Source organism: Streptomyces sp. NPDC030995, assembly GCF_055571215.1.
Window position 1 is genome coordinate 25,944 of record NZ_JBVIFS010000037.1, and the last position, 24,993, is coordinate 50,936.

Genomic DNA, 24,993 nt, shown 5'->3' on the forward strand with positions numbered 1-24,993 from the left:
CAGTGCAGGCTTTCAACGCCGCCGGATCTGCAACAGGCGGACGGCACACCGGCCCTACCGGGCCCGGGGGCGGCGCCCGCTCCATGGGTGGGTGTGCCGACCTGCAGGAGGATCCATGGACCGCGCCCCCGCCCCCGCCCCCGTCGACCCCCGCACGGCGGGCGCCGATCCGGCGGAGGTCCTGAGTCGGCTGCTCGGCGGCCGGAGCGGCCTGGGCGCCTCGCCCCCTCGGGCTGCCCCCGGTCGCGCCCCCCGCCCGGACGCGGGCACCCCGACGGATACGGGGTCGGGCATCGTGATCCCCCCTCTGTACTGCCCCGACGCCGTACGCGACGACTCGGCGCTGGCGGAACTGGTCAACGAACGGCTCGTCCGGTGGGCCGCCGAGATCGGGATCTACGCGGGACGCCTGGACAGGCTGCGCTCGTGCCACTTCGGCCGGCTGATGATGCTTGCGCACCCGGACTGCGACGACCCCGACCGGCTGCTGGCGGCCGCCAAGTGCGGGCTGGCCGAGTGGTCCGTGGACGACCACTGGGTCGACGAGGGCGAGGACGCGGATCCCGGGCTGATCGGCATGCGCGCGGCGCTCGCACACGCCGTGGTGGACCCGGTGCGGCTACCACCCCGCTACGAGCGGCAGTTCGAGGAGCGGGTGGCGGGCGAGCCCGTGGTGCGCGCCTTCCGCTCCTGCCTGGAGCACCTCGCGGAGTTCGCCTCCCCGACCCAGGTGACCCGCCTGCGCTACCAGCTGGCCGTGATGTTCGTCGGGTACGGCCATGAGGCCGAGTGGCGGATGTCCGGCCGCAGGCCGCCGGTCTGGGAGTACCTGGTGCACCGGTACGAGAACGGCTTCTTCCCCTGCATGGTCCTGACCGACCCGGTCGGCGGCTACGAGGTCCCCGCGCAGGAGTTCGCGGACGTCCGGGTGCGGCGTACGTACATGTACGCGGGCGTGGCCAGCTGCCTGCTCAACGACCTCTACTCGATGGCCCGCGAGGATCCCGCCGACACCAGCCTCCCGAATCTGATCGCGGCCGAGGAGCACTGCTCGCCGCAGGAGGCGGTGAACCGGACGGCCGCCATCCACGACGAGGTGATGCGCACCGTCGAGGCGGAGTCGGCAGCGCTGGCCGCCCTCGGCTCACCGGCCCTCGGCCGCTTCCTGGAAGGTGTCTGGAACTGGATGGGCGGGGCGAAGGAGTGGCACGCCACGAGCCCCCGCTACCACGGGCCGGCGTGAGCCGACGCTACGGAAGGGCGCAGGCCCGGGCCAGCAGCGCTTGTGCGGTGCTGTTGCCGCGTACGGGCCGGAGGCGGCCGCGCAGCCGGCGCAGCGCGTCGTCGACGCGCGCGGAATCCAGCTGCGGTACCGAGTCCAGCATCTCGTGCCAGGTGACGCAGGCCCGCTCCAAATGACCCTGAGCCAGGTGGAGTTCGGCGAGCTTGGCCAGGGTAACGGCCCGCGCCCGGCGCTCGGCCGGCGGGCGGTGCCGCAGTGAGGTGCCGAGCGCGGCGATCGCACCCCGCGGATCACCGAGGGCCGCCAGCGCCTCGGCCTGCTGATGGGCGAGCGCGGCCTGATGGTAGTCACCTATGGCCGCCTGCTGCCCCGCCGACCGTTCCAACAGCCGCTGCGCCTCCCCGAGGTGGGCCAGCGCGGCCCGCCGGTCGCCACAGCCCGCCTCGGCGACGGCCAGCTGTCCGGTCACGAACGCGGCCTGGAGGGAGGGCAGCCGCCCCGCCTCCCGGGCGGCCGCCTCCGCCAGCTCCCACGCCTGCTTGCGGTGGCCCAGCTGGTGGGCCTGCACGCTCATGGCCCGCAAGACGGGCGCCCAGCACTGCGGGTCCCCGGCCTCCTGGCCCAGCCGGAGACCCGCCCGGTAGTACGCCTGGGCCACGCCCTGCTGGTTGCCGTCGAAGCACAGGAACCCGGCCGTGTACGCGAGCCGCGCGGCGCAGCCCAGCAGCCGGTGCCGTACCGCGGGGGCGGCGCCGGCACGCAGCCAGGGTGAGACGGTGGTGGCGAGGTAGCGGGTCAGGGCGGGCCGGGCCAGGCCACTGCCGAACATCATGTCGGCGTTGCGGAAGACCGGCAGGACCGCCTCGGCGGCCTCCACGTGGTGCATGCCGATCCGCCCGGACGGCCGTTCGGGAGCCCCGGCCTCGCCGGCCCGGCCCGGCGACGGCCAGTTCCGCGGCCGCCAGCCGGAGGAGTAGACGGGGATCTCGCCCAGCAGGGCCAACAGGGCCTCGGCAAGGCCCGGGGCGTCCGCGGTCCGCCCGTCGTCACCCTCTGCGTCCGCAGGCCGCGCGTCCGCGCCCGGCCCCGCTCCGGCCGACGCGGCCGCCGTGAGGACGTCCGCGCCGCGCGGCCCGGCGCCGGGACGGTCCCGCGCGCGGACGCCGACGGGCCGGGCGAGCCCGGTATCGGCCGGGCTGACCCGCCGCCCGGTCCGCCGGCTCAACGCCTCGGCGGCGAGGGCGACGACGTGCGCGGGAGGCCGGGTGCCGGCCAGCCAGTGCGAGACGGAGGTCCGGTCGTAACGCAGGGTGAGGCCGGTCTCGGCGGCCACGCGGTTGACGGCGCGCGCGAAGTCCTGCCCGCTCCAGCGCGCGTCGGTGAGGAGAGTGCGGAGTCGTCCGTTGGGTTCACGCTTGGCCATCAGAACCGCCCAGCTCGTACACGTGTCCATCCATTCAACGCGGTCGGACATTCAACACGGCGGGGCCGGGACGGCTGTACCGGGTGAGGCCGTCCTGCCCCTAACTAAGACGTGTGCGCCGGGCGGCACACGGTCACACCGCGTGGCCCTGGCGTACGGGAGCACAGCAGATCGCAGGGAGTGGGACCGCCCCTTCCGGTCACTCCGCACGCCACCCCCACTCGGCCCGCTGCGCAGGAGGTGCGTACACCCGATGACTCCGTACGTGAAGGACCTGGACGGCCACGCCACCGCCGCCCTGCTCGGCAGCACCCGGGCGGCGGTGGAGCCCCTGATGCGCGCGGCGGTGCGCTCCCTGCCCAGCGGTGTGCGGGCCGTGTCCGAGTACCACCTCGGCTGGCGCGACCACACCGGGGCCCCGGCCGCCGCCGGGGCCGGTAAGGCGATACGGCCGGCCCTGGTACTGGCCGCGGCGCGGGCGGTGGGCGGCCGGGTCGAGAACGCCTTCGGGGCCGCCGCGGCCGCCGAACTCGTCCACAACTTCACCCTGTTGCACGACGACGTCATCGACCGGGATCCGGTGCGCCGCCACCGGCCCACCGCCTGGACGGTGTTCGGCAGCGCCGGGGCGATCGTCGCGGGCGATGCGATGGCCGCACTCGCGGTGCGGCTGGTCGCCGACCGGACCGAGGCGGTGGTCCGCCTGTCGGACTGCGTGACCGAGCTGTGCGAGGGCCAGTACGAGGACTGCGCCTTCGAGGCCCGCACGACGGTCACCCTGACCGAGGCGATGGTCATGGCCGAGGCCAAGACGGGGGCCCTGCTGGGAGCCGCCTGCGCCCTCGGCGGCCTGTACGGCGGCGCCCCGCCGGAGGTCACGGCCGCCCTCGACGCCTTCGGGCGGGGCATCGGGGTCAGCTTCCAGCTGATCGACGACCTGCTCGGGATCTGGGGCGACCCCGGGATCACCGGCAAGCCGGTCGGCGCCGACCTCGCGGCCCGCAAGAAATCCATGCCGGTGGTCGCGGCGCTGCTGTCGGGCACGGCGGCCTCCGCCGAACTCGCCGCCTTGTACGCCGACGCCCGCTCGCTCGACGCCGACGGGATCGCCCGCGCGACGGCCCTGGTCGAGCGGGCCGGCGGGCGTGACTGGGCGCGGCACGAGGCGGCCCTGCGGGCGGCGCAGGCGCTGGAGTGCCTGGCCGGGGCCATCCCCGACCCGGCGGCGACCGCCGGGCTGGTGTCGCTGTGCGAGCTGATCACCCGGAGGGAGCGCTGACCGCGGTGGTCCGCGCCCCCGGCGCCGCGCCCGGCACCCGCGCGGCCTCCAGAAAGACCGACTGAGAGGAAGACCTGCCATGCCCGTCGACCCCAGCGCCGAATCGAGCGCCACCGAGCACCTGACCGCCGCCGCCCGGCAGAGCCTGAGCACCGAGGCCGCCCGGAATCTGGCCACCACGACCAAGTCCGCCCCGCAGATGCAGGGGATCAGCTCGCGCTGGCTGCTGAGGATCCTGCCGTGGGTGCAGACCGGCGGCGGCACCTACCGGGTGAACCGCACCGTCAGCTACACCCTCGGCGACGGGCGCATCACCTTCGTGAAGACCGGCACCGAACTGCGCGTCATCCCGGCGATGCTGCGCGAGCTCGGGATGCTCCGGAACTTCCCCGACGACCAGGTGGTCAAGGCGATCGCCGACCGGTTCGTGAAGGAGGAGTTCCGCAAGGGCGACGTCATCGTCCGGCGCGGCGAACCCGTCGACAAGATCTACCTCATCGCCCACGGCCGGATCGAGCGGCTCAGCGCGAGCGCCTACGGGGACGAGGCCAGCCTGGACGTGCTGAGCGACGGCGACCACTTCGGCCACCACCCCCTGCCCGACGCCCGCTGGGAGTTCACGGCGCGGGCCCAGACGGACGTGGTGACGATGACCTTCAACCGCGGCGACTGGGACGCGGCGCTGAACAGCTCCGCCGCCCTGCGCCGGCACGCCGAGGCCTATCTGGAGGCCGAGCGGATCGGCCGCAAGGGCAGCGACGCCGTGGACCTGTCCGCCGGCCACACCGGCGAGGTGATGCTGCCCGGCACGTACGTGGACTACGACCTGAGCCCGCGCGAGTACGAACTCAGCGTCGCGCAGACGGTGCTGCGTGTGCACTCCCGGGTCGCCGACCTCTACAACCAGCCGATGAACCAGTCGGAGCAGCAGCTGCGCCTGACCATCGAGGCGTTGAAAGAGCGCCAGGAGAGCGAGCTGATCAACAACGCGGAGTTCGGGCTCCTGCACAACGCCGACTACGAGCAGCGGATCTACGCCCGTACCGGCCCGCCCACCCCCGACGACATGGACGAGCTCCTCAGCCGCCGACGCGGGTCCCAGTACTTCCTCGCCCACCCGCGCACCATCGCCGCCTTCGGCCGGGAGTGCAGCCGGCGAGGCCTGTACCCCGACAGCGTGGAGTTCCGGGGGCACCGGCTGCCCTCCTGGCGCGGAGTGCCGCTGTTGCCCTGCAACAAGATCCCGGTGACGAAGGAGCGGACCAGCTCCATCCTCGTCCTGCGCACCGGCGAGGAGAACGAAGGCGTGATCGGGCTGCACCCGGTGGGGCTGCCCGACGAGTACCAGCCCGGCCTGTCCGTCCGGTTCATGAACATCAACGAGCAGGCGATCATCTCCTACCTGGTCACCGCCTACTACTCCGCAGCGATCCTGGTGCCCGAGGCCGTCGGTGTATTGGAGAACGTAGAGATCTCCCGTTTCGACGACTGAGGGGGCCGACGTCATGACCGATGGGCAGGAGACAGCCCCGCAGCAGCCCTTCGAGCTGCCCGAGTTCTACCTTCCGCATCCCGCCCGCCTCAATCCCCATCTGGAGGAGGCCCGGACGCACACCCGCGCCTGGGCGGCAGACCTGGGGATGCTGGAGGGCTCGGGCGTCTGGGGCACCGCCGACCTGGAGGCGCACGACTACGCACTGCTGTGTGCCTACACCCACCCCGAGTGCGACGGCCCGATGCTCTCGCTCGTCACCGACTGGTACGTGTGGGTGTTCTTCTTCGACGACTGGTTCCTGGAACGCTTCAAGCGCTCCGGCGACCGGACGGCCGGGCGGGACGCGCTGGAGCGGCTGGCGCCGTTCATGCCCGCCGATCCCCGCGCGCCGATGCCGGAACCCACCAATCCGGTGGAGGCGGGCCTGGCCGATCTGTGGCGCCGTACGGTGCCCGGCCACTCGGCGGACTGGATCGGGCGGTTCACCGTCAGCACCCGCAACCTGCTGGGCGAGTCGCTGTGGGAGCTCGACAACATCAACATCGGCCGGGTCTCCAACCCGATGGAGTACGTCGAGCAGCGCCGCAAGGTCGGCGGGGCGCCCTGGTCTGCGGGGATCGTCGAACACGCGGTGGGTGTGGAGGTGCCCCCCTCCGTCTCCGGGGAGCGGGCGCTGCGCGTCCTGCGCGACTCGTTCGCCGACTCGGTGCACTTCCGCAACGACCTGTTCTCCTACCAACGGGAGATCGGGAAGGAAGGGGAGCTCAGCAACGGGGTGCTGGTCCTGGAGAGGTTCTTCGGCTGCACCACTCAGGAGGCCGCGGACCAGCTGAACAACATGCTCACCTCACGGCTCCAGCAGTTCGAGAACACCTTCTTCACCGAACTGCCCGTGCTGTTCGCGGAGAAGGGCCTGGAGCCGGCCGAGGTCCTCGCGGTCCTCACCTACGCCCGCGGGCTCCAGGACTGGCAGTCCGGCGGCCACGAGTGGCACATGCGCTCCAGCCGGTACATGAACCGCCGCCCGGGCCGGACCGGCGCGGACCTGCCCGGGTGGCTGCGCGGCCCCACGGGGCTGGGGACCACCGGCGCCAACATCAAGGCGCTGCTGGGGCTGACCGGCGGCGCGCGGCGGGTACGCCGGCACGGCAACGTCCCGCATCCAGTGGGACCTTCGGTGATCCCGGCGTTCTACATGCCCTTCCGCAACGTGCTCAGTCCACATCTGGACGGCGCCCGGGAGCGGCTCATCGAGTGGAACCGGCACATGGGGTTCTTCGCGGAGGGCCTGTGGTGCGAGGAGAAGGCCCGGGACTTCGATTTCGCGCTGTGCTCGGCGGGCATGGACCCGGACTGTTCTGCGGAGGCGCTGGACATCAGTGCGGGCTGGCTGAGCTGGGGCACGTACGCCGACGACGCCTATCCGCTGGTCTTCGGCACCACCCGCGCCCTGGCCGCCGCCAAAACGCAGACCGACCGGCTGCGCGCCTGTATGCCACTGGACCTGACGGCGCCGCCTCCCCCGGCCGATGCCATGGAGCGGGGGCTGGCGGATCTGTGGAGGCGCACGGCCGCGCCCATGCCTCCGCGCGGTCGCGAGATGTTTCGGGCGGCCGTGGAAGAGGTGCTGGACAGCTGGCTGTGGGAGTTGGACAACCAGACGGCCAACCGGGTACCGGACCCGGTGGACTACATGGAGATGCGCCGGGTGACGTTCGGATCGCCGATGACCATCGCGCTCGCGCGGACCGCGCACATGGACGTCGTGCCGGAGAAGGTCTACGAGAGTTCGGCCATGCAGTCCCTGCATGCCGCAGCCTTCGACTACTCGGCCGTGATGAACGACGTGTTCTCCTACCAGAAGGAGGCCGAGTACGAGGGCGAGCTCCACAACCTCCTGATCGTCGTGGAGAACTTCTTCGACTGCGACTATCCGACGGCACTGCGGATCGCGAACGATCTGATGACCTCGCGGATGAAGCAGTTCGAGCACGTGGTGGAGAAGGAACTCCCCGTCATGTACGCGGATTACGGGCTGGACGTTGCGGCCCGTGCGGCGGTGGATCGCAGCGTGCGGGAACTCAGGCAGTGGATGGCCGCCATACACGTCTGGCACGTCTGCGCGCGGCGCTACCGGGAGGAGGACCTCAAGCGCCACCACGCGCACCGCCCCGCTGCGGCGAGGGGCGCGGCCGCTGCGCCCCGTCCGGGCCCGGAGCGCCGGCTCCCCACGGCTCCGCACCACGTCGCGTGGGCCTGACCTGCGGGGCGGCGCGCGCGGGCGACGGAATGCGACATTCCCCTGGCCTTACGGCTCAAACGGCGCATAATCGTCGTCACGCGGCTCGAAACAACCCTCTTGCCGCGCTTGGTCACGGATGCAATGGGGGGGCATCGTGCCGATGGGGGAACACGGGTCCACCGCGACGCTGCCGGCGACGTCCGCCGAGATGTCACGCCTGCTCACCGCCGTCCGGCGCGGGCGGGTGCTGACCGTGGCGGGAGGGTTCCGCGAGCCGCGGAGCCTGCTGGTGCGGGAGATCGCGCGACGGCTCGCGTCCAACTTCTACGACGGGGTGGCCGTCGTCGCCATGGACCCGCTGCACGGCGGCTACGGCGTCCGCGAACTGACGGCCGAGCTGGACTGCTTACCCAGCCCGCCCGCCCCGCCCTGCGGGACGGCGTGTGCCGCCTCGTGGCTGGCCGAACGGGACATGCTGCTCGTCCTCGACGGCGCCGAGCAGCTCGGCCCGGACGCCCTGGCCTGGCTGCGGAAACTGCTCGCCGTGGCCCCCGGACTGCGGATCCTGGCCTCCGGGCGGACCCCGCTGGCGTTCGAGCAGGAGTGGATCCACCGGCTCTGACTCCGGGGGCCTGTAGACCTAGGCAGTGCCTGCGCACCTAGGGAGTGTCGGTCCACTCCCCGGCCAGCAGTCCCAGGACGACCTCGTCCTCGAAGCCGCCGTACACCCAGGCCGAGCGGCGCAGGAGGCCCTCCTGTACGAAGCCCGCGGCGGTCGCGGCGCGGATCATCGCCGCGTTGTCGGCGAGGGTCTCCGCCTGGAGGCGGCCGAGGCCGCGCACGGTGAATCCGTAGCGGCACAGCAGGTGGACCACCTCCCGGCCCAGTCCCCGCCCGCGCATGGCCGGCCGCAGCGAGATGCCGAGGTGGGCGCTGCGGTTGTGGGTGTCGATGCCCCAGAGCAGGGCCTCGCCGGCAAGCTCGCCGGAGGCCAGTTCGACCACGGAAAAGAGCGCCGCGTCCTCGGAGGGCCCGCCGGGCTCGTACGGGGAGTGGCCGCCGGTGGCCGGCCGCGGGCTCCAGGGCCTGGAGTCGGCGCGGGAGCGCGTCACGACGTCCTCGTACAGCTCGGTGTGCAGAACGGGTACGTCCTCGGGGAGGCGGGCGCGCAGGCCGGCCAGTTGTCCGCTGATCACCGGCCCTTCCTAGCCGCTTGCGGACCCGGGCCGCAATCGACTTTCGGGGGCGGCGCCACGCCGTGCGAGGCGCGTCCTGGATACGGGTCCGCCCCGGCGGGCACGAGGCCGGCCGGGGCGGAGCACGTCACGGACGCGTGAGTACGGCTGCGGAGATCAGCCGAGGATCGCGAGCGCCTGGTTGAGGGTCGCGGACGGGCGCATGATCGCCGCGGCCTTCGCGGCGTCGGGCTGGTAGTAGCCGCCGATGTCGGCCGGGGAGCCCTGCACCGCGATGAGCTCGGCGACGATGGTCTGCTCCTGCTCGCCCAGCGTCTTGGCGAGCGCCTCGAAGGCCGTGGCCAGCTCGGCGTCGTCGGTCTGCTTGGCCAGCTCCTGCGCCCAGTACAGGGCGAGGTAGAAGTGGCTGCCGCGGTTGTCGATGCCGCCCAGCTTGCGGCTCGGCGACTTGTCCTCGTTGAGGAAGGTGCCGGTCGCGCGGTCCAGGGTGTCGGCCAGCACCTGGGCGCGGGCGTTGCCGGTGGTGGTGGCGAGGTGCTCGAAGGAGGCCGCCAGCGCGAAGAACTCGCCGAGCGAGTCCCAGCGCAGGTAGTTCTCCTTGACCAGCTGCTGGACGTGCTTCGGGGCGGAGCCGCCGGCGCCCGTCTCGAAGAGGCCGCCGCCGTTCATCAGCGGGACGACCGACAGCATCTTGGCGCTGGTGCCCAGCTCCAGGATCGGGAAGAGGTCGGTCAGGTAGTCGCGCAGCACGTTGCCGGTCACCGAGATGGTGTCCTCGCCGCGGCGGATGCGCTCCAGGGAGAAGGCGGTGGCCTCGACCGGGGAGAGGATCTTGATGTCCAGGCCCTCGGTGTCGTGGTCGGCCAGGTACGTCTTGACCTTGGCGATCAGCTGCGCGTCGTGCGCGCGGCCCTCGTCCAGCCAGAAGACGGCCGGGTTGCCGGTGGCGCGGGCGCGGGTGACGGCGAGCTTGACCCAGTCCTGGATCGGCAGGTCCTTGGTCTGGCAGGCGCGGAAGATGTCACCGGCGGCGACCTCCTGCTCCAGGACCACGTTGCCCGCGGCGTCGACGACGCGGACGGTGCCCGCGGCGGCGATCTCGAAGGTCTTGTCGTGGCTGCCGTACTCCTCGGCCTTCTGGGCCATGAGGCCGACGTTCGGCACCGAGCCCATCGTGGACGGGTCGAAGGCGCCGTGCGCGCGGCAGTCGTCGACGACGACCTGGTAGACACCGGCGTAGCTGCTGTCCGGGAGGACGGCGAGGGTGTCGGCCTCGGCGCCGTCCGGGCCCCACATGTGGCCGGAGGTGCGGATCATGGCCGGCATGGACGCGTCGACGATGACGTCGGACGGCACGTGCAGGTTGGTGATGCCCTTGTCGGAGTCGACCATCGCGAGGGCCGGGCCCTCGGCGATCTCGGCGTCGATGGAAGCCTTGATCGCGTCGCCGTCGGGCAGCGCGCCCAGGCCGTTCAGGATGGCGCCGAGGCCGTCGTTCGGGGACAGGCCGGCGGCGGCGAGGGTCTCGCCGTAGCGGGCGAAGGTCTTCGGGAGGAAGGCGCGGACCACGTGGCCGAAGATGATCGGGTCGGAGACCTTCATCATCGTGGCCTTGAGGTGCACGGAGAACAGGATGTCCTCGGCCTTGGCGCGCTCGATCTGGTCGTTCAGGAAGGTGCGCAGCGCGTCGACGTGCAGGACGGACGCGTCCACGACCTCACCGGCGAGGACCGGTACGGACTCGCGCAGCACGGTGGTGGCGCCGTCGGCGGCCACGTGCTCGATGCGCAGGGTGCCGGCCTCGGCGATCACGGCGGACTTCTCGGTGGAGCGGAAGTCGTTCTCACCCATGGTGGCGACGTTGGTCTTGGACTCGGGGGTCCAGGCGCCCATGCGGTGCGGGTGCGTCTTCGCGTAGTTCTTGACCGAGGCGGGGGCGCGGCGGTCGGAGTTGCCCTCGCGCAGGACCGGGTTGACGGCGCTGCCCTTGATCTTGTCGTAGCGGGCGCGGATCTCGCGCTCCTCGTCGGACTTCGGGTCGTCCGGGTAGTCCGGGAGGGCGTAGCCCTGGCCCTGGAGCTCGGCGACCGCGGCCTTGAGCTGCGGGATCGAGGCCGAGACGTTGGGCAGCTTGATGATGTTCGCTTCCGGCGTCTTCGCCAGCTGGCCCAGCTCGGCCAGGGCGTCGGCGATCCGCTGGCTCTCCTGGAGGTACTCCGGGAAGCTGGCGATGATCCGACCGGCCAGGGAGATGTCACGGGTCTCGACATTCACACCGGCCGTCGACGCGTACGCCTGGATCACAGGCAGGAACGAATACGTCGCGAGGGCCGGGGCCTCGTCAGTGTGCGTGTAGATGATGGTCGAGTCAGTCACCGGATGCTCCGCTCCACAGTCTGCGTCTCTCGTCTGCAACATTGCTCGACATCAAGATATCTCGTGATCGGGCTGGTCTGGACAGCCCCCTGGCGCGAGGTCGGGGAGATGCGCGTCACGCGGACCCCGCAAACGGCGAGAGCGCCGCCTCCGGCTGTTTCCAGCCAGGGCGGCGCTCAGGCATTTCAGGCATACGGGCCTGATCAGGCGTGGACGGCCTTGGGGTCCGGGCCGTACTGGTTCGGCGTCGGCTGACCCGCGGTGGCCGTCAGGACGATCAGCCAGATGCCGCCGATGAACGGAACGAAGCCGATGAAGTACCACGCGCCGGACTTGCCGAGGTCGTGCAGGCGGCGGACGGTGAGCGCCAGGGTCGGCACGAAGGTGCCGAGGAGGTACAGACCGACGAGCAGCGGGTAGGTGCCCAGCGCGAAGTCGAGGATCGCGAGGACGACGGCGATGCCCACCTGGAAGAGGGTGAACATCCAGTACTCCTGGCGGCGGGCGCGGCCGGAGAAGACGGCGTACTTCTTCAGGACGTCGGTGTAGTGATTCATGGGGTCCCCCCAGAGGACAGTTCGTCGGGCCCGTCCTGCTGGAGCAAGCCGGGGCAGAACTTATGCCCCCCTTACGTCGCGGTCAAGCCAGTTGACGGGGACCCAAATCGGCCGCACGGCATGATTTCCGGCACCGGATCCGCAGTTGCGGAGCCCCGGAGGGGCGTCATGTCCCGCGAAGTCCGAAACATGCACGCGGTGCGCCTACTTGACGCCCCGGGAGCCGTCTCGATCGTTACCCACATCGTTACCCCACCGCGACACCGCGGCCCGGTTCCGGAGGGAGGGGGCGGGAGGAGACTCCGGTCCCGGGCCGCGCCGCGGTCGTCAGCCGATGTGGAAGGAGTCGCCGTAGACCTTCCAGTCGAGCGGCGTGTTGAGGTTCAGGTTGCCCTTCTTGAGGAAGACCCGCTGCGCGGTGTCCACGCGGCTGGTGTCGCTGTGCGCTTCCTCCTGCTTCATCGCCCAGACCCTGGCATCGAGGAAGGCGTTCAGGTAAGCGGTCTCGTTGCCGCCCTGGGACGGGGGCTTGGCCTTGGACAGCGCGCGCTTGCGGATGTTGCGGAAGCTGGTGGAGTCGGTGCCGTCACCGTGCATGACGATGGCGTCGTAGTACATGAACTGGCCGAGTACGCCGATCCCGTCGGCCTTGCCCTGCTTCACCGCCGGGTTGAAGTAGACCCGGTCGCGCTCGTGGTCCTGCGCCTTCCTGAACTCCGCGTCCTGGGCCGCCTTCGCCCAGTCCTTGGTGAAGTTCGGGTCGAGACCGGCGTGCGAGTCGGTGCCGTCGACCTTGCGCAGGGCCGGGAGGTACTTGGCGAGGACGTTGCCGGGCTTGACCTGGGTGTAGTGCTCGACGAGGTCGAGCATGTCGCCGGTACCGGAACAGAAGCCGATGATGCCGGCCGTGTAGCCGCGGCCGTCGTCTATGTCCTCGATGTACTTGTACTGCGCCTTCCAGTCCAGCGAGGAGTTCTCCGCGCTGGAGACGATCTTCATGGCGATTTCCTTCTTCGCCGGATCGTCGAGTCCAACGGCCGCGGCCGCCACCGCCGTTGCCGTCTCCGCGGTGGGGGCGGAGTCAGGGCCGGCGGCGGTGGCGTGGGCGGTGACGGGTACGGCGAGGAGCGCGCTGCCGAGCAGGGCGCCGGTCGCCAGCATCTTGCGGTGGGGGGTGAACACAAGGCCTCCGTGGGGTAGTTGAGGCGTCCCGATTTCGTTAGGAAACTTTACTACCAGAGTTCACGGCAGCTCAAGACCCGCGCCCGCACGGAATGGGGGCGTCAACTCTCGCTCGGGGTCAGGCGGTTCGATCCGGGGTCGATCCGGGGTCAGAGCCAGCCGTTGCGGCGGAAGCCCCGGTGGATGACGAAGCAGGCGACCGCCATGATCCCGAGGACGAGCGGATAGCCGTAGGTCCAGTGCAGTTCGGGCATGTGGTCGAAGTTCATGCCGTAGACCCCGCAGACCATGGTCGGGACGGCGACGATCGCCGCCCAGGCCGTGATCTTGCGCATGTCCTCGTTCTGCGCGACGGTCACCTGCGCGAGGTGGGCCTGGAGGATGGAGTCGAGGAGGTTGTCGTAGGCGCCGATCTGCTCGGTGGCCCGGGTCAAGTGGTCGGCCACGTCCCGGAAGTACGCGCGGATCTCCGGCGGGATGACCGGTATCGGCTGCGTGGCCAGCTGCTGGAGCGGGCGGCCCAGCGGGGCCACCGCCCGCCGGAGCTCCAGGAGTTCACGCTTGAGCTGGTAGATCCGGCCGGCGTCGCCGCGGCCGCCGGCCTCGCTGAACACCGCGGTCTCGACGGCGTCTATGTCGTTCTGCACCGCGTCCGTGACGGCCACGTAGTCGTCGACCACGTGGTCGGCCATGGCGTGCAGAACCGCCGCGGGCCCCTTGGCCAGTTGGTCCGGGGCGGCCTCCAGCTCCTCGCGGACCGGGCCGAGGGTGCCGCGGCCGCCGTGCCGGATGGTGATGACGAAGTCCTCGCCGGTGAAGGCCATCAGCTCGCCGGTCTCCACCACCTCGCTGGTCGCGGTCAGCTCCTCGTGCTCCACGTAGCGCACGGTCTTGAAGACGGAGAACAGCGTCTCGTCGTAGCGCTCCACCTTGGGGCGCTGGTGCGCGTTCACGGCGTCCTCTACGGCGAGCGGATGCAGGCCGAACAGCTCGGCGAGCCCGGCCAGCTCCGACTGGGCCGGCTCGTGCAGGCCGATCCAGACGAAGCCGTCGCCCGCCTTGCGGACCCGGCGCAGCGCTTCCTCGACCTCCGCGCAGTCGTCCTGCCGTACGCCGTCCCGGTAGACCACGCAGTTCACCACCGAGCTGCCGAGCGGGGAACGGGCCGGGTGGCTGAGGTCGACGGCGCGCCGGTAGCCGCGGCGCACGGCCCGGCGCAGGCTGCTGAACATGGACAACGGCGTATTCCCTTTCGGTGGATCGCCGGCCAGTCTGCCATCGCCGCCGGGCCGCCCCCGAACCGGCTCATGCCGAGTCGATGCTCAGGCCCGGTCGCGATCGGGCTCGGTCGTGCTCAAGCCCGGTCGATACTCAGCCCCGGTCGATGAACACGCTCGTCGACTTCACCCGCGCCGTGGCCCGCGCGCCCACCACCAGCCCGAGCTCCTCCACCGCCTCCCGCGTCAGCAGCGACACGATGCGGTGCGGCCCGGCCTGGATCTCCACCTGCGCGTCGACCGTGCCCAGCTTCACCCCGGTGACGATCCCGGGGAAGGCGTTGCGCGCCGAGGTGGTCGGGGTCTCCTCGCCCTCGCCGCCCTCCTGCGCGACCTCGACGCAGAACGCGGCCAGGTCGGGGCCGTCCACCATCCGCCGCGTGCCTTCCCGGCGGGTGGGGAACCGTTCGGCATCGGCCCAGCGGCGGGCGGTGTCGACGCTGACGCCGAGCAGCCGCGCCGCCTGGCCGATCGTGTAGGACTCCATGGTCCGCAGCTTAGAGGCCACCCGGCGAAGGGGGTCGCAGCGCCTCCCCGGCCGCCGCCGCGATCACGTCCGCCACCATCGACAGGGCCGGCGAGTCCAGCTTCCACTGCTGCCAGTACAGCGGCACGTCCATCGGCCGCCGCGGCGCCAGCAGCACCAGCTCCCCCGTGCGTACCAGCGGCCCGGCCTGCTGCTCGGGCACCAGCCCCCACCCCAGCCCCGCGACCACCGCGTCGCGGAACCCCTCCGACGTCGGGATGGAGTGCCGCACCGGCCCGGCGCCGACCGTCGCGTCCCCCGCCAGCGACCGTACGAACGCGTCCTGGAGGTCGTCCTTGCGGTCGAACACGATCGTCGGCGCCTCCCGCAGGTCCCGCTCCAGCGCCCCCGTCAGGTACCGGGCCGCGAAACCGGGGCTCGCCGTCGGCAGGTACCGCGCCAGCCCCAGCATCCGTACGCTGCACCCCGCCACCGGGTCCGGCGAGGAGGTCACCGCCGCCATCACCTGCCCCTCCCGCAGCAGCGCCGTCGTGTGCGACTCGTCCTCGCGGTGCAGCTCGATGCAGACCGGCGGCTCCTGCGGCACCCGCGTCAGCGCCGGCAGGAACCAGGTGGCGAGGGAGTCCGCGTTCACCGCGATCGGCAGCCGGACCGGGCCCATGCCCTCGGCCATCCCCAGCTCGGCCCGTGCGTCGCGCTCCAGCCTGGCCAGCTGGCGGGCGAACCGGACCACCACCTCCCCGGACTCCGTCGCCCGCACCGGCTTCGTCCGCATCAGCAGCACCCGCCCGGTCCGCTGCTCCAGCGCCTTGACCCGCTGGCTGACGGCAGAAGGGGTCACGTGCAGGGCGGCCGCCGCCGCGTCGAAGGTGCCCTCGTCCACCACGGCGAGCAGCGTGCGCACCTGGTCCAGGGGAAGCTCGTCCATCACGAGTGTTAATGGTACGTAAAAATCTTTAGCTGTACTGAAAACCCCCCTCTGTCTACGGTCGGAGGCATGACACACGGCTTCACCACCGCGGCCCTCGCCGGCTTCGGCACCGGACTCTCCCTCATCGTCGCCATCGGCGCGCAGAACGCCTTCGTGCTCCGCCAGGGCGCGCGCCGCCACGCGGTCCTCGCGGTGGTCGCCGTCTGCGCCGTCTCCGACGCGCTCCTCATCGCCCTCGGGGTGGCCGGCGTCGGCGCTTTCGTGACGGCCTGGCCGGCCGCCCTGACCGTGGTCGGCCTGGCCGGGGGCGGGTTCCTGATCTGCTACGGAGTCCTCGCGGCCCGCCGGGTGCTGCGGCCCGCCCCGGGCGCCGCCCTCACCGCGGAGGGAGCCGCACCCGGGTCCGCCCCCGGGTTCGCCCCCGGCTCCACTCCCGCAGCCGCCCCCGGCTCCGGCCGCCGGGCCGTGCTGACCTGCCTGGCCATGACCTGGCTCAACCCGCACGTCTACCTGGACACCGTCCTGCTCGTCGGCTCCCTCGCCGCCGACCGGGGCGACCTGCGCTGGGCCTTCGGCATCGGGGCCTGCCTGGCCAGCCTGACCTGGTTCGGCGCCCTGGGCTACGGGTCCCGGCTGCTGAGCGGCCTCCTCGCCCGCCCCGCGGCCTGGCGGGTCCTGGACGGGCTCGTCGCCGCGACGATGGTCACCATGGGCGGGCTCCTCGTGGCCCGCGCCTGAGGTCCCGAGGCCGGTCACCCGCAGTAGCGTCGGCAGTCCCGGCACGGTGCCCGTGCCGACGCCCCGACCTCAGGAGACCCCCGTGCCCCACCGCCCCTCCCCCGACGAGGTGCGCGCGTACTACGCCGCTCAGCCGGCCCCGCTGATGGCCGCCACCGGGATCGTCCTCGACACGCGCGGGCGGGTCCTCGTACTGACCACCTCGTACAAGGCGGACCTGGAGCTGCCGGGCGGCACGGTCGAGGACACCGAGACCCCCGAGCAGGGGCTGGCCCGCGAGCTGGCGGAGGAGCTCGACCTGCGGCTGCCGGTCGGGCGGCTGCTCGCGGTGGATTCCCGGCCGCCCGGCCCGCTCGGCCGCTCCCTGGTCGTGCACGTCCACCTCGTCGGTCCGCTGTCACCGGAGGAGGCCGCGGCGATCTCCTTCCCGGACGGCGAGATCACCGAGGCGCGCTGGCTCCGGCCGGACGAGGCGTGCGCGGTGCTGCCCGCCCGGATCGCACCGCGGCTGCGCGCCGCGCTGGCGGCCCTGCACACCGGCTCCTTCGCCCACCTCGTCGACGGTGTGCCCCAGCCGGGTTCCCCGGCCGGCCTGGACCCGGCCCGGCGCTCCGCCCTGGAGCACTCGGGCGCCCTCGACGCGGCCAGTCACCGGGCCAACCGTCCCAAGGCCGTGACCGCGGCGAGCGTGGTGTTCACCGCCGCCGACGGCCGGATCCTGCTGGTCCAGCCCGCGTACGGCAGGACCGACCGCTGGAACCTGCCCGGCGGCGGCATCGACAGCGACCTCGGCGAGACCCCGCGCGCCGCCGCCCGGCGGGAGGTCCACGAGGAGCTCGGCCTCGACCTCGCCCCGGGCCGCCTCCTCGCCGTGAACTGGTCCCACAAGCCGGGGCGTCCGGCCCGCATCCGCTTCCTCTACGACGGCGGCGTCCTCGACGCCCCCACCCTCGCCCGGATCCGGCTGGACTCCACCGAACTCCTCCAGTGGCGCACCGTCGCCCCCGCCGAGCTCCGCACGCTGGTCAAGCCCGCTCTGCGGCGCCAGATCACCGCCTGCCTCACCGCCCGCGCGACGGGCGGCGGCCCGGTGGAACTCCACGCGGGCCGGGGTTAACGTCGGCGGCATGGACGGTGATCGCCGAAGGTGGCGCCAGTGCTTGCTCGGCGGGACGGTGTTCGCCGTGTGCATGGCCGGCACCACCCTGCCGACCCCGCTCTACGGCCTCTACCAGGAGAAGTTCGGGTTCTCCGAGCTGGTGGTCACCGTCGTGTACGCCGTCTACGCCTTCGGGGTCATCGGCGTACTGCTGCTCGCGGGCAACGCCTCGGACGCCGTGGGCAGGCGCCCGGTGCTGCTGGCGGGCCTGGGGTTCGCCGCTGCGAGCGCCGTCTGCTTCCTGTGCGCCACCGCGCTCGGCTGGCTGTACGCGGGGCGGCTGCTGTCGGGGCTGTCCGCGGGACTGCTGACCGGGGCCGCCACGGCGTACGTGATGGAGCTGGCGCCCCCCGGCGGCGCCTCCCGGGCCACGTTCGTGGCGACGGCCGCCAACATGGGCGGGCTGGGCTGCGGTCCGCTGCTCGCCGGGGTGCTCGCGCAGTACGCCGCCTGGCCGCTGTACCTGACGTTCGTCGTGCACCTCGCCCTGGTGGCCGGCTCGACGGCCGTGCTGCTGGGGCTCCCGGAGACCGTGCGGGAGCGGCGGCCGCTGAGCACCGTACGTCCGCAGCGGCCCGGTCTGCCGCCGCAGGTGCGGTCGGTGTTCGGGCCGGCCGCGATCGCCTCGTTCGTCGGCTTCGCGCTGTTCGGGGTGTTCACGTCGGTCAGCCCGTCGTTCCTCGCGCAGTCCCTGGACGTGCACAACCGCGCGGTGAGCGGGCTGGTCGTCGCGCTGGCCTTCTTCGCCTCGACCGCCGGACAGCTGGCGGTCGGCCGGGTCGGGGTGGGGCGATCGCTGCCGCTGGGCTGCTTCGGGCTGCTGGCCGGGCTGGCGCTGCTCGCGGCCGCGCTGCGGTGGGAGCTGCTGCCGCTGGTGGTGGCGAGCGCGCTCGTCGGCGGGGCCGGGCAGGGGCTGGCGTTTCGCGGAGCACTGTCCGCGGTGGCCGGGGCCTCTCCCGCGGACCGGCGCGCGGCGGTGATCTCGACGCTCTTCGTGGTGGCCTACGCGGGCATCTCGGTGCCGGTGATCGGCGTCGGGGTCCTGGCGGGCCCGCTCGGCCTGGAGGGCGCCGGGCTGGTGTTCATCGCCTGTATGGCCGTCCTGGTCCTGACCGCGGCCGGCTACCTCCTGCGGCGGCCGGTACGGGCGGGCACCTGAGCGGGAAACGACGGCGCCCCGCCCGACGAGCGGGTGCTCGTGGGCGGGGCGACCGTCACTGTCACACGGTGCGCGGGGATCAGACCGCCGGCACCGGGTAGGTCGGGTACTCCACGCCGGATACGTGCTGGACGACACGGATGACCTGGCAGGAGTAGCCGAACTCGTTGTCGTACCACAGGTAGAGGATGGCGTTGTCGCCGTCGACCTTGGTGGCTCCGGCATCGACGATCGACGCGTGGCGCGAGCCGACGAAGTCCATGGAGACGGCGTCGGGAGCGGTGGTGAAGTCGATCTGGCGCTTCAGCGGCGAGTTCAGCGACACGTTGCGGAGGTAGTCCAGGACCTCTTCGCGGGTGGTCTCGCGGCCGAGCCGCAGGCTGAGGATCGCGATCGAGACGTCCGGCACCGGGACACGGATCGAGCTGCCGGTGATGGGCGCCTTGAGGTCGGGCAGCGCCTTGGCGACCGCGGAGGCGGCGCCGGTCTCGGTGATGACCATGTTGAGCGGCGCGGAGCGGCCCCGACGGTCGGCCTTGTGGTAGTTGTCCAGCAGGTTCTGGTCGTTCGTGAACGAGTGGACGGTCTCCACGTGGCCGCGCAGCACACCGTACTCGTCGTCCATCGCCTTGAGCGGCGGGACGATCGCGTTGGTGGTGCAGGACGCGCAGGAAAGGATCTGCTCGTCCGGCTTGATGGTGTCGTGGTTGACGCCGTGGACGATGTTCGGGACGTCGCCCTTGCCCGGGGCGGTCAGGACGACCTTGTCGATACCGGGGCGCAGGTGCTTGGAGAGGCCCTCGCGGTCGCGCCACTTGCCCGTGTTGTCGATGAGGATGGCGTCCTTGATGCCGTACGCGGTGTAGTCGACCTCGGACGGGTCGTTCGCGTAGATCACCTTGATCGCGTTGCCGTTGGCGACGATGGTGTTCGTCGCCTCGTCCACGGTGATGGTGCCCTGGAACTGGCCGTGGATCGAGTCGCGGCGCAGCAGCGAGGCGCGCTTGACGATGTCCTGGTCGCCGCCCTGGCGGACGACGATGGCGCGCAGGCGCAGACCGTTGCCGGAGCCGGCCTTCTCGATGAGCAGGCGGGCGACGAGGCGGCCGATGCGGCCGAAGCCGTAGAGGACGACGTCGCGACCCTCGCGGCGCTCGACCTTGTTGGCGCCCGTGGCACCGGCGACGGCCCCGGCGGTGAAGTCCGCCACCGAGAGACCGCGGTCGTCGTTCTTGTACGTCGCGGCGAGCATGCCGATGTCGATCTGGGACGGGCCGAGATCGAGCGTGGTGAGAGCCTGCAGGAACGGCAGCGTCTCGGTGACCGAGAGCTCCTCACCGTCGATCTGCCGTGCGAATCGGTGGGTCTTGAGGATGCTGACCACCGACTTGTTCACCAAGGAACGGCTGTGGAGGAGGACCGTGACGTCCTGCTCCCGGTGCAGCTTCCCGATGATCGGGATCATCGACTCCGCGATCTCCTCGCGGTGCTTCCAGCTGGTGAACGAGTCCTCATTGACAGTCACAGGATTATCTTTCGAGCTAGGCGGTGCTCATATGCTAACCCCCCTCCGTTTTGGCCATTCAGGCGGTACCCGCCACACAGGGCAGCGGCGTTCGATTTTGTGCCGGTTCAGTACGCATTGCGGCGGCGCAACCGCAGCGGGCGGCCGTCCGGGTCGACCAGAACGTGATGCAGAGGCGTCGCGAGCACTCTCTGCGTCACGGGCAGATCGGGTGGAACGTAGCAGCGCAGCCGGCCCGGCGGCCGCGGACCGCGGCAGCCGTCCTCGTACCAGGCCTCCAGCGCGGCAGCGGCCTCCGCGAAGGCGCCGCAGGCGGCCACGGGGTCGCACAGCGCGTCCTGCGCCTGCTGCCCGGCCGCGCCGTCGGCCGGGATGTCCAGGTGCTCGCGCATGAGCTCCAGGCGCAGCTCCCGGGCCGAGGCACGCGCGCCGTCGCCGAGACCTCCCGGGTCGGCCGGCCACCGCGGGTCGGGGCTCTCGTCGTACACCACGCAGCTGAGTTCGGAATCGTGCGTCCACGAACGGAGGTTGATGTTGTCGGAGCCGACGGAGGCCCACACGTCGTCGATCACGCACACCTTGGCATGCACGTATACGGGGGTTCCGGCATGGTTCTCCAGGCCGTACACCGCGACCCGGTCGCCGCCGGCGCGGCGCAGCTCGTCCAGGGCCGTGATCCGCCCGATCAGGTTCATGGGCCGGGTCAGCCGGCCGTTCTGCTCCGGGACCGTCGGGATGACCCCGACCAGCCGTAGCTGCGGGTACCTGCGCAGCGCCCGGGCGAAGCAGGCCACCACGCGGGGGGACCACAGGTACTGGTCCTCGAGGTAGATCAGTGCCCGGGCCCGCCGCAGCGCCTTGAGGTACCCGCGCGCGATGCTGCGCTCGCCGTCGGGGGCGAAGGGGTAGCCGCGCAGCAGACGGTTCGGATAGGTCCGCAGCACTTGCACGGTGTGCGTCCCGCAAGGTGGCGGATCGGCCGCCTGCGCGGGCAGGCTGTCCGCGCTGACGTCCTCGCGGTGCATCCGCTCCCGCAGGCGGGTGAGCGGGCTGCGGCTGAGCGGCGCCGGGTCCTCCCACCGCTCACGGAAGACAGCCTCGATGTCGCCGACGACGGGCCCGCGCAGGGCGACCTGAACGTCGTGCCACGGCGGGTGCGGCCCGTATTCGGGGGCCAGGGGCAGCGACTGGCGGTCGCCGCGGTGCGCGGCGTCGTCGTTGCGGTTGTGGCAGAGGTCGATTCCGCCGATGTAGGCGACGTCCTGCTCCGGGCGCCGGTCATGGCGCAGCACCACCAGTTTCTGGTGGTGGGAGCCGCCGGGCCGCACCCGCAGGTCGAGCAGGCACTCGCCGCCGGCCGCATCGATCTCCTCGGCGAAGCGGAGGTTCTCCTCCTGGCTGAAGCGGAGGCTGTCCAGGTGGGAGCGCCACAGCAGCCCCTTGACGATGACACCCCGCTCCGCCGCCCGGCACAGGACGCTGCCGATCTCCGTACCGGGGCCGTCGAGCCGCTCGTCGGGATCTCCGCGCCAGTCGGTGAACAGGAGGAGGTCGCCCGCGCGCATCGCGCGGATGCCCGCCAGGAGCTCCGCGAAGTAGGTGGCGCCGTGGACGAGGTACGACGCCCGGTTCCCCTCGGACCAGGCCCGTCCGCCCGGACGTCGCTCGTCCAGGCGTGTCGCGGCGTTGCCGCGCTCACCGGATACCAGAAGCCAGTCGGCTTGCGTCACGGCATCGAACCTTCGGCTGCGGTCCCTCTCAGGTTAGCCCCGGGCCTGTACCGGCCCACTTCGGGCAAGACGCCCCCTAGCCCACCTCGGGCCCGCGCGGCAGCAGCTCCGCGATGACGAAGGCGACGACGGCCGCCAGTATCACCACGGGCGTCATCGCGGCGCTGCCGAGCACCAACACCACGAGCACCACGCTGCTGACCGGCAGCCGCAGGGCCATGGTCAGGGCCGCCGCCATGCCCGCCGCCATGCCCGGTACGACGCCCAGGCCCGGCAGGGGAGACATCAGCAGACCCATCGCGGCGCCGAGGAACAGCGAGGGGAACACCGGGCCACCGCGCAGGCTGCCGAGGCAGAGGCTGTAGGCGACGCCCTTCAGCAGCAGGACGGCGAACAGCCCGCCGATGCCCCAAGCCCGCGGGTCGGCGACCATCGCGGCCAGCGCGGCCTGACCGGACGAGGCGACCTCGTCGGGGGCGCGATCGGTGATCAGCGCGTACGCGGCGGCGCAGGCGGCTGCGCCCAGCGCGCACAGGACGGTCCGTACGACGGGGCGCGCGGCCACATATCCGGCGATCAGCCGGGCGCCGAACAGCGCGGGGTGCATCAGGGCGGCGACTGCCACGGGCACGACCAGCGCCCAGGCCACATCCGCCCCGTCCAGACGGGGGACGGGAACCCCCGGCTTCAGCGACAGACCACCGGCCTCGAGCCCGGTCCACCGCCCGAGGCCCGTGAAGACCAGGGCTCCGACCCCGCTGGAGAGCAGTGCGGGCAGCATGACCGCGAACAGCCGCGGCCCGCCCACCCCCACCACCTCGATCAGCAGGATGGCGCCGACCAGCGGACTCCCGAAGATCGCGGAGATGGCCGCGGCGGCTCCGGCCACGCCGAGCAACACCGTGCTCTGCGGGCTGAGCGGAGCCCTCGTGAGGTCTCGGAAGAGCAGGGCCATGCCGCTGCCCAGCGCGATCAGCGGGGCTTCCGGTCCCAGAACGGCCCCGAACGGCAGACTGGCCACGGCAGCGAGAACGACCCCGGGCAGGGCCGCCGTGGTGGTGCCTCCCATGCTCAGCCCGGCTGCGGGTATGTGACCGCCCGCACCCGGCAGATGGGCGACGACCAGGCCGACGACGATCCCGGCGATCAGCAGCAGGGGGAACGGCCACCACCAGGGCTGGGTGTCGTAACCGAGCGCGTGCGGCAGGTCCGACCACAGCGCTTGCCCCAGCTCGCGCAGCGCGACGAGGAACCAGAAGGCGGCGAGGGACACCGGGATGCCGATGAGGGCGCAGAAGACGAGCGTCCGGCGATATCCAGGGGTGCGGAGCAGGACCCGCAGGACGTCCCCTTCCGCGGGCTGCCCGCCGTCGGCCGGCGGGTGGGTTCGGGGGCTCGGCTCCGTCATGGGGGTCTTCCTTCCTGGGCCGTGGGGCAGGGAAGGTTCGCGGGCGGTTGCGCCGTGCCGGATGTCGGGCCCGGGCGGGCGACGGCGCGCCTCCCTCGATGATCCACCCGACCGGCCGCACGCGCCGCCGGGGACGCGATCGGCACGGCGCGCGGTGCGGCCGGCTCGGCCCTCGGCGCGCCGGGTGACCGCGGTGGTCGCCGTACCGCTGGTGTCCGTCGTCCGGTCGCCGCGGCGGGCCCGGGCGCACAGCGGGCGCGGCCGGTGCCGGTTGGCCGATTCGGCCCCCGTGACAGGACGTCGGCCAGGCCCGAACCCATGCGCGTGGCATGAGACGGACCCGGCGACGCCGGGGGGGCGGCGCCCCAATTGGGGGGTGGCAGGGAATTGTTTGGCCCAACGGGCGAGAACCTGGGTGGGCGGCGCTGCCCGCGGCGGCGGAAGCGGTGAGCAGGCCGACGGGCCGAAGTATCTGATCCTCGGTCCGGTGGAGATCCGCCGGGGCGGCCTGCCGCGCACGCCGACGGCGCTCAAGCGCCGGGCCCTGCTCGCGCTCCTGCTGCTGCACGTGGAGCCCGGGGACTGCACCGTGTGGAGCTGGCGTTCGGAGAACTCCCGGCGGCCGGGAACGGCGGGGATGAAGGGGCGGATCCAGGTGCCGGTCGCGCTGACGACCGCGCGGGCCCGCCAGTCGCCCGCGTCGCTCTCGACACGGAGGAACTCGCCGTCGCTGTGGACGGCGTCGCCCCACACGCTGCGCTGGACCCCGCCAGGAAGGCGATGGCCGTGGCGTCGACGGCGAACAGACCGTAGGAGAAGGCGAACGCCCCGACCCCTGCGGCGAGGACGAGGACCGGGCCTCGGACGCCGAGCCTGTCGGAGAGCCGGCCGGCGGGCACGGAGGCGATGGTGGCGGCGATGTTGTAGGCGGTGTCGAGGCCGAGTGCGATGGTGGTCGCGGTCTTGGTGCCGTGTTCGGGGGCCAGCAGGTCCGAGGCCCGGAGGATCAGCAGGGTGGCGGCGACGTTGCCGACCTCGAACGCGGCGACCGCGCCCAGCAGTTTGCCGAGATCGCCCCGGAGGACGGGCTTAATGCGGATCTTGAGGGGGACCTTGTCCCGGCTGGTCGGGCGAGGGGTCCTGCGGATGGCGTAGATGATCGCGCCGACGGCCAGCACCAGGGAGCCGACGGTCAGCGTCCAGGTGGCCAGACGTGGCGGCAGGCGCCCAGCGGCCGGGCGGCCAACGCGGCCAGCAGCGGGAAGAGCAGGGCAGACGGCGTATCGCATGGGCGGCGCGTAGCGTCCAGGTCCAGCAGCTTGCGCAGCAGTTCCTCGTCGTCGTCGGACAGATCGTCGACGTATCGGCCGCGGTCGGCGCGGCCGTCCAGGACCTGGCGCATCCGGCGGGCGGCCAGCCCGGATTCATCGGCGAGTGGGAGGTGGGCGAAGGCACGCCCCGTCTCCGTTTCAGTGGGCCAGCGGCCGGCCCGTTCACGAGCGAAGATCGCGGCCAGAGACAGCGCACCTCTGGAATGGAAGAGCCCGGCCGGCAGAACCGGGCCGGCCGGGCTTTCATACGGCAAC

The 24,993-nt window shown here is 72.2% G+C and carries 21 protein-coding genes; 8 read left to right on the forward strand and 13 right to left on the reverse strand.

Going from position 1 to position 24,993, the window contains the following annotated elements:
• The first annotated feature begins 115 nt into the window (after positions 1 to 115).
• A complete protein-coding gene (locus tag ACZ45T_RS33845; RefSeq protein ID WP_468447959.1) occupies positions 116 to 1,243 on the forward strand; it encodes a family 2 encapsulin nanocompartment cargo protein terpene cyclase in 1,128 nt (375 codons plus the stop codon).
• 7 nt (positions 1,244 to 1,250) lie between these two features.
• Here ACZ45T_RS33845 and ACZ45T_RS33850 read toward each other — a convergent pair whose 3' ends face one another.
• Complete coding sequence (locus ACZ45T_RS33850) at positions 1,251 to 2,666, reverse strand: tetratricopeptide repeat protein (RefSeq protein ID WP_468447960.1); 1,416 nt, start codon at positions 2,664 to 2,666, stop codon at positions 1,251 to 1,253.
• A 253-nt stretch (positions 2,667 to 2,919) separates the two neighbouring features.
• On the opposite strand from ACZ45T_RS33850, the gene ACZ45T_RS33855 reads away from it, so the two are divergent.
• The 4 genes from ACZ45T_RS33855 to ACZ45T_RS33870 all read left to right on the forward strand — a co-directional run bounded on the left by ACZ45T_RS33855 (position 2,920) and on the right by ACZ45T_RS33870 (position 8,304).
• Positions 2,920 to 3,945, forward strand: coding sequence for a polyprenyl synthetase family protein (locus ACZ45T_RS33855; RefSeq protein WP_468447961.1), 1,026 nt, complete (start codon positions 2,920 to 2,922; stop codon positions 3,943 to 3,945).
• Between the two features lie 79 nt (positions 3,946 to 4,024).
• Positions 4,025 to 5,437, forward strand: a complete 1,413-nt coding sequence (locus tag ACZ45T_RS33860; RefSeq protein WP_468447962.1) for a family 2B encapsulin nanocompartment shell protein — start codon at positions 4,025 to 4,027, stop codon at positions 5,435 to 5,437.
• Between the two features lie 13 nt (positions 5,438 to 5,450).
• Positions 5,451 to 7,700 (forward strand): terpene synthase family protein, encoded by a 2,250-nt coding sequence (locus tag ACZ45T_RS33865; protein ID WP_468447963.1) that lies wholly within the window; start codon positions 5,451 to 5,453, stop codon positions 7,698 to 7,700.
• Between the two features lie 142 nt (positions 7,701 to 7,842).
• A complete protein-coding gene (locus ACZ45T_RS33870; protein ID WP_468447964.1) occupies positions 7,843 to 8,304 on the forward strand; it encodes a hypothetical protein in 462 nt (153 codons plus the stop codon).
• A gap of 37 nt (positions 8,305 to 8,341) precedes the next feature.
• Here the strand turns inward: ACZ45T_RS33870 and ACZ45T_RS33875 are convergent, their stop codons facing one another.
• The 7 genes from ACZ45T_RS33875 to ACZ45T_RS33905 form a co-directional block, all read right to left on the reverse strand.
• A complete protein-coding gene (locus tag ACZ45T_RS33875; RefSeq protein ID WP_468447965.1) occupies positions 8,342 to 8,878 on the reverse strand; it encodes a GNAT family N-acetyltransferase in 537 nt (178 codons plus the stop codon).
• 156 nt (positions 8,879 to 9,034) lie between these two features.
• Positions 9,035 to 11,254, reverse strand: a complete 2,220-nt coding sequence (locus ACZ45T_RS33880; RefSeq protein ID WP_468447966.1) for an NADP-dependent isocitrate dehydrogenase — start codon at positions 11,252 to 11,254, stop codon at positions 9,035 to 9,037.
• Positions 11,255 to 11,457: 203 nt separating this feature from the next.
• Positions 11,458 to 11,811: a DUF805 domain-containing protein gene (locus ACZ45T_RS33885; RefSeq protein WP_468447967.1), complete on the reverse strand. Its 354-nt coding sequence runs from the start codon at positions 11,809 to 11,811 to the stop codon at positions 11,458 to 11,460.
• A 327-nt stretch (positions 11,812 to 12,138) separates the two neighbouring features.
• Entirely contained in the window at positions 12,139 to 12,972 is an 834-nt protein-coding gene (locus ACZ45T_RS33890; RefSeq protein ID WP_468447990.1) for a chitosanase, read from the reverse strand.
• A gap of 170 nt (positions 12,973 to 13,142) precedes the next feature.
• Positions 13,143 to 14,225 carry a magnesium/cobalt transporter CorA gene (corA, locus tag ACZ45T_RS33895; RefSeq protein WP_468447968.1) on the reverse strand — a complete coding sequence of 361 codons (1,083 nt, stop codon included), beginning with the start codon at positions 14,223 to 14,225 and terminating at the stop codon, positions 13,143 to 13,145.
• A gap of 139 nt (positions 14,226 to 14,364) precedes the next feature.
• Positions 14,365 to 14,757: a TOBE domain-containing protein gene (locus ACZ45T_RS33900; protein WP_468447969.1), complete on the reverse strand. Its 393-nt coding sequence runs from the start codon at positions 14,755 to 14,757 to the stop codon at positions 14,365 to 14,367.
• 10 nt (positions 14,758 to 14,767) lie between these two features.
• Positions 14,768 to 15,685, reverse strand: a complete 918-nt coding sequence (locus ACZ45T_RS33905; protein WP_468447991.1) for a LysR family transcriptional regulator ArgP — start codon at positions 15,683 to 15,685, stop codon at positions 14,768 to 14,770.
• A gap of 69 nt (positions 15,686 to 15,754) precedes the next feature.
• Between ACZ45T_RS33905 and ACZ45T_RS33910 the strand changes: the two genes are divergently transcribed.
• The 3 genes from ACZ45T_RS33910 to ACZ45T_RS33920 all read left to right on the forward strand — a co-directional run bounded on the left by ACZ45T_RS33910 (position 15,755) and on the right by ACZ45T_RS33920 (position 18,744).
• Positions 15,755 to 16,426, forward strand: coding sequence for a LysE/ArgO family amino acid transporter (locus tag ACZ45T_RS33910; protein ID WP_468447970.1), 672 nt, complete (start codon positions 15,755 to 15,757; stop codon positions 16,424 to 16,426).
• An 82-nt stretch (positions 16,427 to 16,508) separates the two neighbouring features.
• Positions 16,509 to 17,543 (forward strand): NUDIX domain-containing protein, encoded by a 1,035-nt coding sequence (locus tag ACZ45T_RS33915; protein WP_468447971.1) that lies wholly within the window; start codon positions 16,509 to 16,511, stop codon positions 17,541 to 17,543.
• A gap of 10 nt (positions 17,544 to 17,553) precedes the next feature.
• Entirely contained in the window at positions 17,554 to 18,744 is a 1,191-nt protein-coding gene (locus tag ACZ45T_RS33920) for an MFS transporter (protein ID WP_468447972.1), read from the forward strand.
• 79 nt (positions 18,745 to 18,823) lie between these two features.
• Here ACZ45T_RS33920 and ACZ45T_RS33925 read toward each other — a convergent pair whose 3' ends face one another.
• The 5 genes from ACZ45T_RS33925 to ACZ45T_RS33945 form a co-directional block, all read right to left on the reverse strand.
• Positions 18,824 to 20,269, reverse strand: coding sequence for a glyceraldehyde-3-phosphate dehydrogenase (locus ACZ45T_RS33925; RefSeq protein WP_468447973.1), 1,446 nt, complete (start codon positions 20,267 to 20,269; stop codon positions 18,824 to 18,826).
• A gap of 107 nt (positions 20,270 to 20,376) precedes the next feature.
• A complete protein-coding gene (locus tag ACZ45T_RS33930) occupies positions 20,377 to 21,999 on the reverse strand; it encodes a phospholipase D-like domain-containing protein (RefSeq protein ID WP_468447974.1) in 1,623 nt (540 codons plus the stop codon).
• Positions 22,000 to 22,075: 76 nt separating this feature from the next.
• Positions 22,076 to 23,407 carry a chloride channel protein gene (locus tag ACZ45T_RS33935; protein ID WP_468447975.1) on the reverse strand — a complete coding sequence of 444 codons (1,332 nt, stop codon included), beginning with the start codon at positions 23,405 to 23,407 and terminating at the stop codon, positions 22,076 to 22,078.
• A 530-nt stretch (positions 23,408 to 23,937) separates the two neighbouring features.
• Complete coding sequence (locus ACZ45T_RS33940; protein WP_468447976.1) at positions 23,938 to 24,585, reverse strand: hypothetical protein; 648 nt, start codon at positions 24,583 to 24,585, stop codon at positions 23,938 to 23,940.
• Positions 24,586 to 24,599: 14 nt separating this feature from the next.
• Complete coding sequence (locus ACZ45T_RS33945) at positions 24,600 to 24,809, reverse strand: hypothetical protein (protein ID WP_468447977.1); 210 nt, start codon at positions 24,807 to 24,809, stop codon at positions 24,600 to 24,602.
• Positions 24,810 to 24,993 lie beyond the last annotated feature (184 nt).

Bases quoted from the DNA above. Each gene is read 5' to 3' on its own strand.
- ACZ45T_RS33845 (WP_468447959.1), top strand. From the start codon at position 116: ATGGACCGCGCCCCCGCCCCCGCCCCCGTCGACCCCCGCACGGCGGGC.
- ACZ45T_RS33850 (WP_468447960.1), bottom strand. From the start codon at position 2,666: ATGGCCAAGCGTGAACCCAACGGACGACTCCGCACTCTCCTCACCGAC.
- ACZ45T_RS33855 (WP_468447961.1), top strand. From the start codon at position 2,920: ATGACTCCGTACGTGAAGGACCTGGACGGCCACGCCACCGCCGCCCTG.
- ACZ45T_RS33860 (WP_468447962.1), top strand. From the start codon at position 4,025: ATGCCCGTCGACCCCAGCGCCGAATCGAGCGCCACCGAGCACCTGACC.
- ACZ45T_RS33865 (WP_468447963.1), top strand. From the start codon at position 5,451: ATGACCGATGGGCAGGAGACAGCCCCGCAGCAGCCCTTCGAGCTGCCC.
- ACZ45T_RS33870 (WP_468447964.1), top strand. From the start codon at position 7,843: ATGGGGGAACACGGGTCCACCGCGACGCTGCCGGCGACGTCCGCCGAG.
- ACZ45T_RS33885 (WP_468447967.1), bottom strand. From the start codon at position 11,811: ATGAATCACTACACCGACGTCCTGAAGAAGTACGCCGTCTTCTCCGGC.
- ACZ45T_RS33890 (WP_468447990.1), bottom strand. From the start codon at position 12,972: ATGCTGGCGACCGGCGCCCTGCTCGGCAGCGCGCTCCTCGCCGTACCC.
- corA (WP_468447968.1), bottom strand. From the start codon at position 14,225: ATGTTCAGCAGCCTGCGCCGGGCCGTGCGCCGCGGCTACCGGCGCGCC.
- ACZ45T_RS33900 (WP_468447969.1), bottom strand. From the start codon at position 14,757: ATGGAGTCCTACACGATCGGCCAGGCGGCGCGGCTGCTCGGCGTCAGC.
- ACZ45T_RS33905 (WP_468447991.1), bottom strand. From the start codon at position 15,685: ATGGACGAGCTTCCCCTGGACCAGGTGCGCACGCTGCTCGCCGTGGTG.
- ACZ45T_RS33910 (WP_468447970.1), top strand. From the start codon at position 15,755: ATGACACACGGCTTCACCACCGCGGCCCTCGCCGGCTTCGGCACCGGA.
- ACZ45T_RS33920 (WP_468447972.1), top strand. From the start codon at position 17,554: ATGGACGGTGATCGCCGAAGGTGGCGCCAGTGCTTGCTCGGCGGGACG.
- ACZ45T_RS33935 (WP_468447975.1), bottom strand. From the start codon at position 23,407: ATGACGGAGCCGAGCCCCCGAACCCACCCGCCGGCCGACGGCGGGCAG.
- ACZ45T_RS33945 (WP_468447977.1), bottom strand. From the start codon at position 24,809: ATGCGCCAGGTCCTGGACGGCCGCGCCGACCGCGGCCGATACGTCGAC.